The organism is Allorhizobium sonneratiae (assembly GCF_023700755.1).
GTDB lineage: Bacteria > Pseudomonadota > Alphaproteobacteria > Rhizobiales > Rhizobiaceae > Allorhizobium > Allorhizobium sonneratiae.
The window spans coordinates 54,941-69,464 of sequence record NZ_JAMKOJ010000010.1 but is presented as its reverse complement, the minus strand read 5'-3'; the positions used below and the strand labels follow the sequence as shown (position 1 = coordinate 69,464).

12 protein-coding genes are annotated in these 14,524 nt (G+C 60.0%); 4 read left to right on the top strand and 8 right to left on the bottom strand.

Annotated elements, in window-relative coordinates; all coding sequences use genetic code 11:
• Window positions 1-9: 9 nt before the first annotated feature.
• From NAC44_RS17095 to NAC44_RS17070, 6 genes are all read right to left on the bottom strand, one after another.
• A complete protein-coding gene (locus NAC44_RS17095; protein WP_250942761.1) occupies window positions 10-1,131 on the bottom strand; it encodes a Gfo/Idh/MocA family protein in 1,122 nt (373 codons plus the stop codon).
• A 13-nt stretch (window positions 1,132-1,144) separates the two neighbouring features.
• Window positions 1,145-1,888 carry a sugar phosphate isomerase/epimerase family protein gene (locus NAC44_RS17090; RefSeq protein WP_250942759.1) on the bottom strand — a complete coding sequence of 248 codons (744 nt, stop codon included), beginning with the start codon at window positions 1,886-1,888 and terminating at the stop codon, window positions 1,145-1,147.
• A 25-nt stretch (window positions 1,889-1,913) separates the two neighbouring features.
• Window positions 1,914-2,996 (bottom strand): ABC transporter ATP-binding protein, encoded by a 1,083-nt coding sequence (locus NAC44_RS17085; RefSeq protein ID WP_250942757.1) that lies wholly within the window; start codon window positions 2,994-2,996, stop codon window positions 1,914-1,916.
• Window positions 2,997-2,999: 3 nt separating this feature from the next.
• Window positions 3,000-3,965, bottom strand: a complete 966-nt coding sequence (locus NAC44_RS17080; RefSeq protein ID WP_250942754.1) for a carbohydrate ABC transporter permease — start codon at window positions 3,963-3,965, stop codon at window positions 3,000-3,002.
• Window positions 3,958-4,860: a carbohydrate ABC transporter permease gene (locus tag NAC44_RS17075; RefSeq protein ID WP_250942752.1), complete on the bottom strand. Its 903-nt coding sequence runs from the start codon at window positions 4,858-4,860 to the stop codon at window positions 3,958-3,960. Before NAC44_RS17075 ends, NAC44_RS17080 begins: the two co-directional genes overlap by 8 nt.
• Window positions 4,861-4,936: 76 nt before the next feature.
• Window positions 4,937-6,172, bottom strand: coding sequence for an ABC transporter substrate-binding protein (locus tag NAC44_RS17070; protein ID WP_250942750.1), 1,236 nt, complete (start codon window positions 6,170-6,172; stop codon window positions 4,937-4,939).
• Window positions 6,173-6,356: 184 nt separating this feature from the next.
• On the opposite strand from NAC44_RS17070, the gene NAC44_RS17065 reads away from it, so the two are divergent.
• Window positions 6,357-7,394: a LacI family DNA-binding transcriptional regulator gene (locus NAC44_RS17065; protein ID WP_250942748.1), complete on the top strand. Its 1,038-nt coding sequence runs from the start codon at window positions 6,357-6,359 to the stop codon at window positions 7,392-7,394.
• A gap of 47 nt (window positions 7,395-7,441) precedes the next feature.
• Here NAC44_RS17065 and mgrA read toward each other — a convergent pair whose 3' ends face one another.
• Together mgrA and NAC44_RS17055 are read right to left on the bottom strand one after the other, a co-directional pair.
• Entirely contained in the window at window positions 7,442-8,485 is a 1,044-nt protein-coding gene (gene mgrA / locus NAC44_RS17060) for an L-glyceraldehyde 3-phosphate reductase (RefSeq protein ID WP_250942746.1), read from the bottom strand.
• A 134-nt stretch (window positions 8,486-8,619) separates the two neighbouring features.
• Window positions 8,620-9,879: a DUF2254 domain-containing protein gene (locus NAC44_RS17055; protein ID WP_250942745.1), complete on the bottom strand. Its 1,260-nt coding sequence runs from the start codon at window positions 9,877-9,879 to the stop codon at window positions 8,620-8,622.
• 183 nt (window positions 9,880-10,062) lie between these two features.
• Here NAC44_RS17055 and NAC44_RS17050 point away from each other — a divergent pair, with 183 nt between their 5' ends.
• The 3 genes from NAC44_RS17050 to gsiB are packed head-to-tail and all read left to right on the top strand — an operon-like array spanning window position 10,063 to window position 14,483.
• Window positions 10,063-11,001: a MurR/RpiR family transcriptional regulator gene (locus NAC44_RS17050; RefSeq protein ID WP_250942744.1), complete on the top strand. Its 939-nt coding sequence runs from the start codon at window positions 10,063-10,065 to the stop codon at window positions 10,999-11,001.
• Window positions 11,002-11,019: 18 nt separating this feature from the next.
• Window positions 11,020-12,906 (top strand): dipeptide ABC transporter ATP-binding protein, encoded by a 1,887-nt coding sequence (locus tag NAC44_RS17045; RefSeq protein ID WP_250942743.1) that lies wholly within the window; start codon window positions 11,020-11,022, stop codon window positions 12,904-12,906.
• Window positions 12,907-12,935: 29 nt separating this feature from the next.
• Window positions 12,936-14,483: a glutathione ABC transporter substrate-binding protein GsiB gene (gene gsiB / locus NAC44_RS17040; RefSeq protein WP_250942742.1), complete on the top strand. Its 1,548-nt coding sequence runs from the start codon at window positions 12,936-12,938 to the stop codon at window positions 14,481-14,483.
• Window positions 14,484-14,524: the final 41 nt, after the last annotated feature.

Genomic DNA, 14,524 nt, shown 5'->3' with positions numbered 1-14,524 from the left:
GGAGCCTGCTCAAACGAGCAGGGCTGCCGCCGCCTGCGGGTCGAGCGCTGCCGGACGCGCGCAGGTCGTGCTCATATCGATAAAACGGCCGGTCTCGACCGAGGTGAGAATGGAGGTCATCACATCGACCACATGCAGGGCAAAATCGAGCGAGCAGCGTTGTTCCCGCCCTTCCCCGATCGCCACCGCCATGTCGGCAAGGCCTGCGGTGCGGTAATTGGCCTGCTCGCCGTCATTGACGCGGGCAAAGGGATGATCCCAGGCGGGCGTGCCGTTATAAAAGGCTTTCTTGCGGGTCATGCGCACTTCGCCGCCGAAGAAATTCGGGTCCGGCACATGAAGGCTGCCTTCGCGACCGTAAAGCTCCATATTGGAATGACCATGCTGCCAGACATCCCAGCTTGTCACATAGGCAATGGTTGCGCCGGAATGAAATTCGAGCAGGGAGTGAATGGTCGTCGGCGTCTCGACGGTGATCGTTTCGCCAAACCGGGGCTGAGAGGTGATGGTGCGTGTCTGCGACACGATCCGGCCCATCGAGCCTACCCGCTTCACCGGCCCCAGCAATTGCACCAGATTGGAGATGTAATAGGGGCCGAGATCGAGCACCGGCCCGCCGCCCGGCTTGAAGAAGAAGTCCGGGTTGGGATGCCACATTTCCATGCCCGGGCTCTGGACGAAGCAGGTGCCGGAGGTGATCTCACCCACCGCGCCAGTGTCGATGAGATGCCGAGCGAGTTGATGTGCACCGCCAAGGAAGGTATCGGGGGCGGAGCCGACCCGCAGGCCTTTTTGATCGGCCAGCGCTTTCAGCCTGCGGCCCTCTTCGAGCGACAGCACGAAGGGCTTTTCCGAATAGACATGCTTGCCCGCCTCAAGCGCCTGTTGCGAGATGGCAAAATGGGCGGCGGGAATGGTCAGGTTGACGACGATGTCGATCTCGTCGGAGGCCAGAAGTTCCTCGACGCTCATCGCCTTCAACCCGAATTCTTCCGCCCGTGCGGTTGCCGCCTCCGGCAGCATGTCGGCGCAGCCGCGCACCTCGATGCCCTTGAACAGCGGCGAAAGCCGCATATAGGCCTTTGAAATATTGCCGCAGCCGATAATGCCGACGCCCAATGTCTTGCTCATGATCGTCATTCCCTCAAAAGCTCTTGAATGCAGCGATGGAGCGGCTGGCGAAACGTTCCGCATCCTTCGGTTTGTCATGTTCCATGATGAAGAGATCGCAGCCGGCGGATTTGAGCGCGGCCGTGATGGTTTTCCAGTCGATGACGCCATGGCCGACATCCGCCCAGCCATCCTCGTCGGCGCATTCTCCGGCGGGTGCTATGTCCTTGACATGGGCGGCGGTGATGCGGGGACCATAACGCTTCACCCAGTCGAGCGGATCAGCGCCGCCGCGCACCACCCAGGCAATATCGGCCTCCCAGCCGATCTCCGGCGCTGCGTCAAGCAGGATGGCCAGCGGAACCGAGCCATCGGCCAGCGGACGCAGCTCGAAATCATGATTGTGCCAACCAAACGCATAGCCTTCGGCTTTGAGCTTTTCGTTGACGCGGGCAAGGCGTGCAGCAAAATCTCTCCAGCCGCCAAGATCGGTCGGGCGGTTTTCCGGCATCAGATAGGGGCAATAGATTTTCGTCATGGAAAAGGCGCGGGCGATCTCCAGCGCCTTGGCGAAATCATTTTCCAGCATGTCGATGGAAAAATGTCCGGACGGCATGGAAAGCCCGCGCGCGGCAAGATCGGCGGCAAATTGCGCCGGATCGGCATAGACGCCGCCAAAGCCTTCCACATGGGCGTAGCCAAGGCTGGATAGTGTATCCAGCACCTTGGTCCATGGGGTAAAATCGCGGGCGGAATAAAGCTGAAAGGAAATGCTCATAACGGGATCCTGTGGTTTTTAGAGGTTAAAGTCTGACTTCGCTGCTCTGGTCGAAAAGCGATGCGCGGGCCGGGTCAAAGCCGATCACCACACGGTCTCCAGAGCCGATGGCCGCCTGGCCATCCATGCGAAAACGGAAGGGCTGGTTGAACAGCGTGGTCCAGACCAGCGTGTCGGCCCCCATCGGCTCGACGATTTCGACGGCGACCTCCTGATGAAATGGCAGGGCTGTTGCCGCTTCGCCGGAGACGACATGTTCGGGACGAATGCCGAACCACGCCTTGCCGTCTCGCGGGGTTTGAGAAAATTCATAGCCGGTAAGGGCAATCTCTTCGCCCGGCACATGAAAGCTGTGCGATGAGGCCGAAACCACCCCATCAACAAAATTCATCGAGGGCGAACCGATGAAATCGGCGACATATTTGTTGGCCGGCTGATTGTAGATCTCTGCCGGGCTCGACAATTGCTGGATCACGCCGCCCTTCATCACCGCGATGCGGTCGGCCAGCGTCATCGCCTCCACCTGATCATGGGTGACATAGATCATCGTGTTTTTCAGCGATTGATGCAGCCGCTTGATCTCGACACGCAGATCGGCGCGCAACTTGGCGTCGAGATTGGAGAGCGGTTCGTCGAACAGGAAGACATCGACATCGCGCACCAGCGCCCGGCCAATGGCGACACGCTGACGCTGACCGCCGGAGAGTGCGGCAGGCTTGCGGTTCAGCAGCGCCTCGATCTGCAGGATTTCGGCAGCGCGCGACACCCGTTTGCGGATTTCGTCCTGTCCCAGCCCGGCCACTTTCAGCCCGAAGGAGAGATTGCCCTCCACCGACATCTGCGGATACAGCGCATAGGATTGAAACACCATGCCGATGCCGCGATCTTTCGGCTCCGCCCAGGTGACATTGCGCTGATTGATGAAAATCTGACCCTCGGTGATGTCGAGAAGACCGGCGATGCAGTTCAAAAGCGTCGATTTTCCGCAGCCTGACGAGCCGAGAAGCACGAGAAATTCGCCGTTTTCAATTTCGAGATTGAGGTTTTTCAGCACATGGACCGCGCCGAAACTCAAGGACAGATTGTTGATCGAAACACTGTAAGACATGACTTACCCCTTGACGGCGCCCGCCGCGATGCCGCGCACGAACAGCCTGCCGGAAATGAAATAGATGATGAGGGGAACGGCGCCCGTCAGAATGGTGGCCGCCATGTTGACGTTGTATTCCTTCACTCCCTGAACCGAATTGACGATATTGTTGAGCTGCACCGTCATCGGGTAATATTCGGGGCGGGTGAAGACGACGCCGAAGAGGAAGTCGTTCCAGATGCCGGTGATCTGGATGATCATCGCCACCACGAAGATCGGCATCGACATCGGCGCCATGATCCTGAAATAGATCTGCCAGAAGCCTGCGCCGTCGATGCGCGCCGCCTTGAACAGTTCTTCCGGCAGGGCGCTGAAATAATTGCGAAACAGCAGCGTCAGGATCGGCATGCCGAAAATGGTGTGCACGATAACCAGCCCCGTCAGCGTGCCGTAAATGCCCATTTCGCGCAGAATGATCACCATCGGATACAGCATGACCTGATAGGGAATGAAGGCACCGATGATCAGGATGGTGAAGAAGATTTCCGCCCCCTTGTAGCGCCAGTTGGCCAGCGCATAGCCATTGACCGAGGCAATGGCGATGGAGAGCACCACCGAGGGAATGGTGATGCGCACCGAATTCCAGAAGCCGCGCGACAGTCCATCGCAATTCAGCCCGGTGCAGGCTTGAGCCCAGGCCTTCACCCAGGGGTGAAAGGTCACATGCTGCGGCAGCGAGAAGATATTGCCGAGACGGATTTCCGCCATGTCCTTCAGCGAGGTCACCACCATCACGTAAAGCGGAATGAGGTAATAGATGGCCATGACGGTGAGCGTGCCGTAAACCACGATATTGCGGGTGGAAAACAGGTGTTTCGGCTTGCGCCCGCGCGGACCGGCGGCAAAATCCTGCACGCTTTTCTTGTCTGTCGCGGGTTTCGGTCGCTCTGCTGTTGTTGCGGGGTGTGAGGCGTAAATATCAGCCATGTTTGCGGCCTCCGAATTCCAGAAAAGCCCAGGGAATGATGACGATGGCGATGGTCAGCAGCATCATGGTCGAGGCGGCAAAGCCCTGCCCCAGATTTTGCGCCTGAAACATATAGTCATAGACATATTTTGCCGGGACTTCCGAGGCGATGCCCGGGCCACCGCTGGTCTGCGCGACGACGAGGTCGTAGACCTTGACGATGCCGCTGGCGATGATGACCAGCGTGGTGACGAAGACCGGCCGCATCATCGGAATGACGACGTAGAGGTAGGTCTTCCACATCGGAATCCCGTCCACCCGCGCCGCTTTCCAGATATCCTCGTCAATGCCGCGCAGGCCCGCCAGCATCAGGCACATGACCAGCCCCGTGCCCTGCCAGAGTGCTGCAATCAGAATGCCGTAAATCACCAGCGACTGGTTATAGAGCGGGTTGAAGGTGAAACTGGTCCAGCCCAGCGACCGCACCACCGATTGCACGCCGAAATCGGGATTGAGCAGCCATTGCCAGACAAGACCGGTGACGATGAAGGAGAGCGCGAAGGGATAGAGAAAGATCGTGCGGAACGTGTTTTCAAAGCGGATCTTCTGGTCCATGAAGGCGGCCAGAACAAAGCCGATGGCCAGGCTGAAAATCAGCGAGAGAATGCCGTAGATCGCCAGATTTTCAATGGACACGATCCAGCGCGGCGTCGACCACAGCCTTTCATACTGATCCAGCCCCACCCATTTCAGCCGGGGCAGCAGCTTGGAATTGGTGAAAGAGTAAACGATCGTCCAGATCGTGCCGCCGAAAAACACCACCAGGGCCGTCAGGACCATCGGGATTGAGGCGACTTTGGCGTTGAGATTGCGCAGCAGGCGGCTTGGCCGGCGCGCATAAGCATCATCGGTCATGGGAAATCTCTCTTGTCTGGCCATGGGAGACCGGCATTCACATGCCGTGCCGGTCTCTTTTGCCGTCACGATGCCATCAGTCCGCTGTGGAGATGATCTCGGCGAAACGTTTCTGGGCGGCCTCGGGCGTCATCGACATATTGGCGAAGAATTGCGAGAAGAGGTCTTCCTTCTGCTTTTGCGTATCGGCGGAGATAAGCTGCTCGACGCTGGGCAGAACATGGCCCTTGTCGAGAATGGCAAGGCCCTTCTTCATACATTCATTGGCGGCGTTGAGATCGACATCGCCACGTACCGGCAACGAGCCTTTTTTCAGATTGAAGGCCACTTGCGTCTTCGGATCGAGAATGGTTTCGGCCAGAACTTCCTGTGCCTTCGATTTGGCCTTGTCGCTCAGCTTGGGGAAATAGAAGGCATCGCCATTGGTGGTAATATAGTCGTTCATGCCAAGACCCGGCAGGCACACGTAATCCTTGCCGGCCACCTGACCCGCCAGTTGGAACTCACCCTGGGCCCAGTCGCCCATCATCTGTCCCCCGGCCTTTCCGGTGATCACCATATTGGTCGCCTGGTTCCAGTCCTGCACGTCGCTGCCCTTGGCCAGCTTGCGCGCTTCATCGGCGGCGGCGAAAATCTTGGCCATGTCCGGGCCTGCGGCAACCTTGGCGTCCTTGTCCTTATAGACCTTCATGTAAAGATCCTTGCCGCCAACCCCCAGCACCAGATCGTCGAAAAGCAGCACTGTCTGCCAGGGCTGGCCGCCGAGAGCCAAAGGTTGAAGGCCTGCCTTTCTCAGCGCCGGACCGGCAGCGACAAAATCATCCCAGGTTTTCGGCATGGCCACGCCTGCCTTGTCAAAGGCAGCCTTCGACAGCCAGAGCCACTGGTTGGAATGGATATTCACCGGCACGCAGTAGATCTTGCCCTTGTAGGTGCAGCTGTCCAGCAGGCTCTTTGGCCGGATGATCTGGCGCCAGTGATCCTTTTCGGCCACGCTTTCCAGATCGCGCATCAGCCCGGCATCGATCAGCTCTTCGGCCTGACGGCCATGGTTGAACTGGGTGGCGCCCATCGGGTCGCCGCCGGTGATGCGGCTGATCATGATCGGCCGGGCCGTGCCGCCGGAGCCGGCAATGGCGCCATCCACCCAGTGATTGCCGGTGGCATCGAACGCCTTGGCCAGCACCTTCACGGCTGCGGCTTCGCCGCCGGATGTCCACCAATGCGTCACTTCAAGATCGGTCGCCGATGCCGTTGCCGCGCCCATCGTGAGCGCAACGGATGCGGCCATCATCGTCATGAATGCCTTCATTTTTTCCTCCCATGGAGCCGTTTTATCGGCGCAGTTTCATAGCCTCCCCGCCATGAAATCGATTACATTTTGCTGCGCAAAACAAATGCTGGATTTGAAATCGATTACATGCAACATTTCAGAGGCACACGCGAGAGTCAAGACGATTAACCAGCAAAACGTAAAAAGTGAAATACCGGGGCGAATGGAGCAGAAAACCGTGAAAATCCGCGATGTCGCCCAACGGGCAGGCGTGTCGACGGCAACCGTCAGCCGGGCGCTGACCAATCCCGAACTTCTGGCGGAGGCGACCCGCATCGCCGTTTTCGATGCCATTCGCGACACCGGCTACCGGGTCAATCAGGCGGCGCGCAATCTGCGAAAACAGCGGGCGGGCGCGGTGCTGATCCTGGTGCCCAATCTGGGAAACCCGTTCTTCTCACAGATTCTCGCCGGGATTGGTGCGGCCTTTGCCCATACGGATTTTTCCGTGCTGATCGCCGATACCATGGACAGTGCCGCCAGCGGACGGACTTTGACCGATTATTTTCTCGATGCGCGCATCGACGGCATGATCGTTCTCGATGGGCAGCTCACTGCCGGAGACGTCACGCGGCTGGTGGACAGCAAAAGCAGCCATCATGTCGTCTTTGCCTGCGAATGGATTGATGGCATGCCCTTTCCCTCGGTGCGCAGCGACAATCTGCGCGGCGCCGAACTCGCCATCCGCCATCTTTACGATCTCGGGCACCGCAAGATTGCCCATATCACCGGGCCCGCCGGCAATGTGCTCACACTTGCCCGGCGTCAGGGCATGGTGGCGGAACGGGCAAGGCTCAATCTCGAGACCCGCGAGGAGTGGATCATCCGCGGCGATTTTTCTCTCAGTTCCGGCTATGCGTCGGCGGCGAAAATCGTGGCGATGAAGGACAGGCCAACGGCGGTGTTCTGCGCCTCCGACCAGATAGCCTATGGGCTGATTTCCGGTCTCAATGCCGCTGGCCTACGCGTGCCGGACGATATCTCCGTGGTCGGCTTCGACGATATCGAACTGTCGGAATTCTATATTCCTTCGCTCACCACCATCCGGCAAAACCGCCCGGAACTGGGACGACGCGCCGCCAGAACCCTGCTCACCCTCATCGAAGACGAGCCGGTATCCCTATCCCTGCCCCAGACCCCGGTTGAGCTGATCGATGTTGAGCTGATTGTCCGGCAGAGCACAGGCCCGGTTCCCGCATGATCAGGCCTGCCGGGTTCAGGCATGTTCCCCTGAACCCGACAATGTGATCAGACCAGTTCCTCGTGCGAGGGTTTTTCCCAGAGATTGACGCCGCCTTCCACGGCGTAACGGTCGATCTCCGCCAGTTCCTCAGGACTGAAACTGAGATTTTTCAGGGCGGCGACATTTTCCTCCACCTGCCTGGCCGAGCTTGCACCGATCAGGGCAGAGGTGACGCGCGGGTCACGCAGAACCCAGGCAATGGCCATCTGCGCCAGCGACTGGCCGCGCCGCTCGGCAATCTTTGCCAGCTGCCGCGCCCTTTCGATATTCTCTTCCTTCAGATGTTCCGGCCTGAGCGCCTGCCCGCCCGGACGGTTGACGCGGGCATCCTCCGGCACGCCGTTCAGATATTTGTTGGTGAGCAGGCCCTGCGCCAGAGGGGTGAAGGCGATGACCCCGGAGCCGACCTCGTCGCAGGCGGCCAGAAGGTCTTTTTCCACCCAGCGGTTGAAGAGATTATAGGACGGCTGGTTGATGAAGAGCGGCACCTTGCGCTCGTTCAAAAGGGCCGCCATCTCCCGCGTCTTGTTGCCCGAATAGGAGGAAATGCCGACATAAAGCGCCTTGCCCTGCCGCACGGCAGAAGCCAGCGCATCGGCGGTTTCCTCCAGCGGTGTTTCGGCATCGAAACGGTGTGAATAGAAGATATCGACATAGTCGAGCCCAAGGCGCGACAGGCTCTGGTCGAGACTGGACAGCAGCGCTTTACGCGAACCGCCACCGCGCCCGTAGGGCCCGGGCCACATATCCCAGCCTGCCTTGGTGGACAGGATCAGCTCATCGCGATAGGCGGCAAATTCCTGTTTCAGCACCCGACCGAAATTGATCTCGGCGGAGCCGGGCGGCGGGCCGTAATTGTTGGCGATATCGAAATGGGTAATGCCCAGATCGAAGGCCTTGAACAGCATGGATTTCTGCGTTTCAAGCGGCATCGTATCGCCGAAATTGTGCCACAGGCCAAGCGAGAGCGCCGGCAGCTTCAGACCGCTCTTGCCGGTGCGGCGAAAGATGGCCGCATCGTAACGGGCGGGATCGGGTTGATAGGTCATACGGTATATCCTCCATCGTCAAGAGCCGCGGTTTGACCCAAGGCCCCTTCTTGCCAGACTATAAGCATTTGATCCTCAGCCGCCACAACCGTCGCGGGCTTTTCCATACATCCCTGCGCCGCTCCAAAGTCTTGTCAGCGTCCGACATCAGCGGCAGCCTTGCGCAACCGCTGCTTATCGGCATCGATCGTCAGGTCCATCTCTGCCCTGGCCAGCGCTTCCGCAGCATGACGACAGGCATTGTCGTAAAAGCCCGGCCCATCGAAACGGGCAAGAGCGCAAAAGGCTTTTTGCAATCTCAGTGCCACCTCCACCAGTCCGGCGCCATCGCGGGCAATCGGGGTGAAAAGATCGTCGAACAGATCGTCAAGCGCTATGGACATGACATGAAGACGCGGATGCAGAACCTCGTCCGCCTCTTTCTCCATGGGTGCGTTCCAGGCGGCCAGAATACGCATGGCGCGTGAAATCACATCGATGGCGGTGCCCGGATCGTTGACCGCCGGAGACAGCGCCCGCGAGGCGATCTCGGTCAGCACCGACGCACCAAAGCGCGGGTCCTGATCGAAAGAGCGCGTATCGCCAATGGTGAAGGCGGAGGTAATCGCGTTCTGACAATCCTCGTCCACCGGGCCGCTGGTATAGGCGAGCGGCTCATCCGGCGAGACAAGCGTTCCGGCAAGGGCAAACACGGCGATCTCGATCTCGTGCCTGTCGGCAATCCGCGACAGGGCCGCCGCATCGACATGCTGGACATAACCGATCGTATCGGAGAAGACAGGCGCGTTCGGCGCGACGGTCCAGCGATCCGGTGCTGTCAGAGGATGGCCGCCGAGACAGGGCGAGGCCTTGACGGTGTTGACCGCCGCAATCGCCGCCCGTTCCACCCGCTCGGTGGTTTCCGTCACCCGGCCAAGCCGCGACAGATGATCGATCCAGCGCAGCAGCGTCACCACGATCAGGATGACGACGCCAATGGTGACGACAAACAGCACCAGCCGCCCCTGCTCGCCATAGGCGCCTGTCGTCAGCATGATAATGCCGACCAGGCTGAAGAGAAAGGAGCCGAGAAATGTCGCAAGCACGTTTTGCGTCGTGCTGTCTTCCATCACCAGCCGGGTCGCGCGCGGCGTGACATTGCTGGAGGCTGCCGTATAGGCCGAGACCATGGTGTTGAGCGAAAAGGTGGTGACCGTCAGCATGCTGGTGGCGATGATGCCGAGGATCTTGTCGACGGCATCCGCACCGATCTGTCCGGGCAGTCTTGCCGGAATCCATGGTGAAATGAAGATTGCCAGCAGAGCAGTCAAAACAGCCAGTATCGAAAACAACGTTGCCCGAAACCAGATCCGCCGAACGATCTGCGACAGCCACCATGCCCATTTCGACGTCATGCATCCCCCCTTCACCATTCTGACTGACATAGATTGTCGCGCAGCAAGGGCAAGGGGCATAGACACGTCAGACTGGTAAAAGCGTGCGGAACGAGAAAAAGCCTCTTGATTGATCGTAAAATATTTGCTCTCGTGTGTGCATGATAAAAAAATTTCACGCACCGTAATAACAAGGGAACAGGCGTGGACAAGATCAAAGACAGGGCACAAGATCAGGATCCTTTGACGCTGGCGCAGCGCATTGCCCATTCCAGCCTCTCGCCTGCCCATCGGCAGGTGGCCGATTACGTGCTGGATCACCCGCTCAAGGTGGCGGCGATGCGGGTGGAGGAACTTGCCGAAATCCTCGGTGTTTCCGTGCCGACGATCAACCGCTTTGCCCGGGCGCTGGGTTTTGACGGCTATGCGCAGTTTCGCGCCGATCTGGTCCTGGGCTATGAGGCGACGCTTGCGCCGGTGGAAAAGCTGAAATCGCGGCCGCTTGAAACCCTGCGCGCCGATGAGGTCTTTGCCGAAACCCTGCTTTCGGTTGCGGCAAATGCGGAAAAAACCCGCGCCAGCCATAATCCTGCGGAAATCGAGGCGGCGGTCAGCCGGATTCTCACCGCCCCGCGCATTCATATTCTCGGCTATGGCGCCAGCGCCTGGCATGGCGGGCTTCTGGAGCGGCGACTCAATCTGTTCTGCGAGGATGTGCGGCTTTTATCCAGTATCGAAGGTGCCTCCTATGCGGCCCGCTCCATGCACGCCGTCAGGCCGGGCGATCTGGTGATCGCCATCACCTTTCCCCGCTATATGGCTGAAAGCATCAGGCTTGCCCGGCGGATGCGGCTCGCCGGGGCAAGCGTGCTGGCGCTGACCGACAATGCCAGCTCGCCGTTGATGGCCGAAGCCGACATGGCGCTCTTTGCCCATGTGGAAAGCGCTTATTTCGCCACCTGTGAAGCAAGCATCGTCACGCTGATCGAGGCGTTGACGGTGGCCGTTGCCCAGGCTTCCGGCCGCTCGATGCAGGCCGCATCCGAACTGGCCGAAACGGTGTTGCCCTATCTGCATGGCGGGCATGCTGCCTCCCCCCGTAGGGACGCGACACAGACCGCCCCCTCTTCCGATCCCTCCTGACCGTCGAGCCTTTCTCCGATGACATCTGCTTCCGCTTCGCTTCTGGCCGCCTCCCCGCTCAAGGACGCCGACACGCTCCGCGTGGATGGCCTGACCGTGTCCTTTGCCGGTGAGGCTGGCCGCATGGTCGCGGTGCGTGATCTGTCCTTCAGCCTCGGCCATGGCGAAACGCTGGCCATTGTCGGTGAATCCGGCTCCGGCAAATCGGTGACGTCCTTGGCGCTGATGCGGCTGATCGAGCATGGCGGCGGGCGCATCGACAACGGCTCCATGCTGTTTGCCCGCCGGAATGGCACGGTGATCGATCTGGCTCGGGCCGACGGCCAGACCATGCGCGCCATTCGCGGCGCGGAAATCGCCATGATCTTTCAGGAGCCGATGACCTCGCTCAACCCGGTCTTCACCGCAGGCGACCAGATTGCCGAAACGCTCAGCCTCCATCAGGGCATGACGGGCGCTGCGGCAAGAGCGGAAGCGCTGCGCATGCTCGATCTGGTGCGCATTCCCGAAGCCCGCCAGATCATGACCCGCTTCCCGCATCAGCTTTCCGGCGGCATGCGCCAGCGCGTGATGATCGCCATGGCGCTCGCCTGCCGTCCGGCCCTGCTGATTGCCGACGAGCCGACCACGGCACTCGATGTGACCGTGCAGGCGCAGATCCTCACCCTCATCCGGCAATTGCAGGAGGAGATGAAGATGGGCGTCCTCTTCATCACCCATGACATGGGTGTGGTGGCGGAAGTGGCTGACCGGGTTCTGGTCATGCGCCGCGGCGATCCGGTCGAGCAGGCACCGTCCCGGCAGATTTTTACCGCGCCTGCCCATGCCTATACGAAGGCGCTTCTGTCTGCGGTTCCCCGTCTCGGCGCGATGGCTGGCAGCGATGCCCCGCGCGCCTTCGACCTTTTGACGCCGGAAGACGGTGTTGCCACAACCGTTCAGGATCAGCCCGGCCCGAAGCCGGAAGAGGCCCCGCTTTTGACGGTCAAGGATCTCGTGACCCGCTTTCCCGTGCGTGGCGGCCTGTTCAACCGGGTCGAGCGCATGGTGCATGCGGTGGAAAAGGTCAGCTTCGAGCTGCGCGCGGGGGAAACGCTGGCGCTGGTCGGCGAATCCGGCTGCGGCAAATCCACCACCGGGCGCTCGCTGCTGAGGCTGGTGGAAAGCCAGAGCGGCGTGGTCGATTTCGGCGGCCGCAACATTCTCACCCTGCCGAAAAGCGAGGTGCAAAGCCTGCGCCGCGACATCCAGATGGTGTTTCAGGACCCCTTCGCCTCGCTCGATCCGCGGCTGACGGTCGGCTTTTCGATCATGGAGCCTCTGATGATTCATGGTCTTGCCAAGGGGGCGGAAGCCCGCGAGCGGGTTGACTGGCTGTTGCAGCGGGTCGGGCTGACACCCGCCCATGCCGGGCGCTATCCGCATGAATTTTCCGGCGGCCAGCGCCAGCGCATCGCCATAGCGCGGGCTTTGGCGCTCAACCCGAAAGTGGTGATTGCCGATGAATCGGTCTCGGCGCTCGATGTCTCGATCCAGGCGCAGATCGTCAATCTGTTGATGGAATTGCAGCGCGAGCTTGGCATTGCCTATCTGTTCATCTCGCATGACATGGCGGTGGTGGAGCGCATCAGCCATCGAGTCGCGGTGATGTATCTCGGCCAGATCGTCGAGATCGGCCCGCGCCGGGACATTTTTGAAAATCCGCAGCATCCCTATACGAAAAAGCTGATGGCCGCCGTGCCGGTGGCCGATCCCGAGCGCCGCCATTTGAAGCGCAGCTTTGCGCCGGAAGATCTGCCAAGCCCCATACGCCGTCTGGGCGATGAGCCGCTGGTCGCTCCCCTGCAGGCGGTCAGCCCCGGTCATTTCGTCGCCCGCCATCCGGTCGGCGTCTTCACATCCTGATCTCTCACTGAAACCAAAGGGGAACCCGAATGACAATGAGATTGACCCGCCAACTGGCCTTTGCCGCAGGCGTTGCCGCCCTGTCGCTGCTGGCCGGTGAGGCTTTTGCCGAAACCAGCGTCGTGCTGGCGCTCAGCAGCCAGCCGGAAACGCTCGATCCTTATAACACCAACACGACGCTGACCACCGCCGTGACCAAATCCTTCTATGAAGGCCTGTTCGGTTTCGACAAGGATCTGAAGGTGCAGCCGGTGCTGGCAACGGGCTACACCGTCTCCGATGACGGCCTTGTCTATACGATCAAGCTGCGCGAGGGCGTGAAATTCCAGGACGGCACGGATTTCAACGCCGAAGCGGTCAAGGTCAATCTCGACCGCGTGCGCGATCCGGCCAACAAGCTCGCCCGCTTCAACCAGTTCAACCAGATCGACAAGGTCGAGGCCGTTTCACCTTATGAAGTGCGCATCACGCTGAAAGCGCCCTTCGGCCCCTTCATCAATTCGCTGGCGCATGCTTCCGCCGCGATGATCTCGCCTGCAGCTCTTGCCAAATGGGGCAAGGATATCGGTTTCCATCCGGTCGGAACCGGCCCCTTCGTCTTTGAAGACTGGAAGCCGACCGATTACGTCAAGGCGAAGAAATTCGACGGTTACTGGAAGAAGGGCTATCCAAAGGTCGATGAAATCATCTGGAAGCCCGTGCCGGACAACAATACCCGCGCGGCCATGCTGCAAACCGGCGAAGCCGATTTCGCCTATCCGCTGCCTTATGAGCAGGTCAATGCGCTGAAGCAGAACACCAAGCTCACCGTGACCATTTCGCCTTCGATCATCGAGCGCTATGTCAGCTTCAACATGCTGCAAAAGCCGTTCAACGATCTGCGCGTGCGCGAAGCGATCAACTACGCCATCAACAAGGACGCACTGGCGAAAGTGGCCTTCAGCGGTTTTGCCAAACCTGCCGAGGGCATTGTGCCGGAAGGCGTGCTCTATGCCCACAAGATGCCGGTCTGGCCGTATAATCCAGCCAAGGCGAAGGAACTATTGAAGGAAGCCGGTTATCCGAACGGCTTTGAGTCCACCCTGTGGAGCGCCTACACCACCACCACGGCGCAGAAGACCATCCAGTTCCTGCAACAGCAGCTGGCACAGGTTGGCATCAAGGTGACGCTGCAGGCGCTGGAACCCGGCCAGCGCACCGAATGGGTCCAGTCCGCCCCCGATCCGAAGACGGCAAGGGTGCGCATGTATTATGCGGGCTGGTCGTCTTCGACCGGCGAAGCCGACTGGGCGCTGCGCCCGCTTCTGGCCACCGAAGCCTGGCCGCCGAAGCTCAACAACACCGCCTATTACAGCAATCCCAAGGTGGACGAGTTGATCACCAAGGCAATGAGAACCACCAAGGATGACGAGAAGAAGACGCTTTACGCCGAAGCGCAGGAACAGATCATGAAGGATCTGCCCTGGGCACCGCTCGTCACGGAAGAAAACATCTCCGCCTCGGCCAAGCGCCTGTCGGGGGTCTATGTCATGCCGGACGGCAATATCGACGCAAGCACGATTGCCGTTTCGAAGTAACACCACGCTCCATGGCTCCGGCGATAGCCGCCGGAGCCTCT

Coding starts and splice junctions, on each gene's coding strand:
- NAC44_RS17095 (WP_250942761.1), bottom strand. CDS start 1,131: ATGAGCAAGACATTGGGCGTCGGCATTATCGGCTGCGGCAATATTTCA.
- NAC44_RS17090 (WP_250942759.1), bottom strand. CDS start 1,888: ATGAGCATTTCCTTTCAGCTTTATTCCGCCCGCGATTTTACCCCATGG.
- NAC44_RS17085 (WP_250942757.1), bottom strand. CDS start 2,996: ATGTCTTACAGTGTTTCGATCAACAATCTGTCCTTGAGTTTCGGCGCG.
- NAC44_RS17080 (WP_250942754.1), bottom strand. CDS start 3,965: ATGGCTGATATTTACGCCTCACACCCCGCAACAACAGCAGAGCGACCG.
- NAC44_RS17075 (WP_250942752.1), bottom strand. CDS start 4,860: ATGACCGATGATGCTTATGCGCGCCGGCCAAGCCGCCTGCTGCGCAAT.
- NAC44_RS17070 (WP_250942750.1), bottom strand. CDS start 6,172: ATGAAGGCATTCATGACGATGATGGCCGCATCCGTTGCGCTCACGATG.
- NAC44_RS17065 (WP_250942748.1), top strand. CDS start 6,357: ATGGAGCAGAAAACCGTGAAAATCCGCGATGTCGCCCAACGGGCAGGC.
- mgrA (WP_250942746.1), bottom strand. CDS start 8,485: ATGACCTATCAACCCGATCCCGCCCGTTACGATGCGGCCATCTTTCGC.
- NAC44_RS17055 (WP_250942745.1), bottom strand. CDS start 9,879: ATGACGTCGAAATGGGCATGGTGGCTGTCGCAGATCGTTCGGCGGATC.
- NAC44_RS17045 (WP_250942743.1), top strand. CDS start 11,020: ATGACATCTGCTTCCGCTTCGCTTCTGGCCGCCTCCCCGCTCAAGGAC.
- gsiB (WP_250942742.1), top strand. CDS start 12,936: ATGACAATGAGATTGACCCGCCAACTGGCCTTTGCCGCAGGCGTTGCC.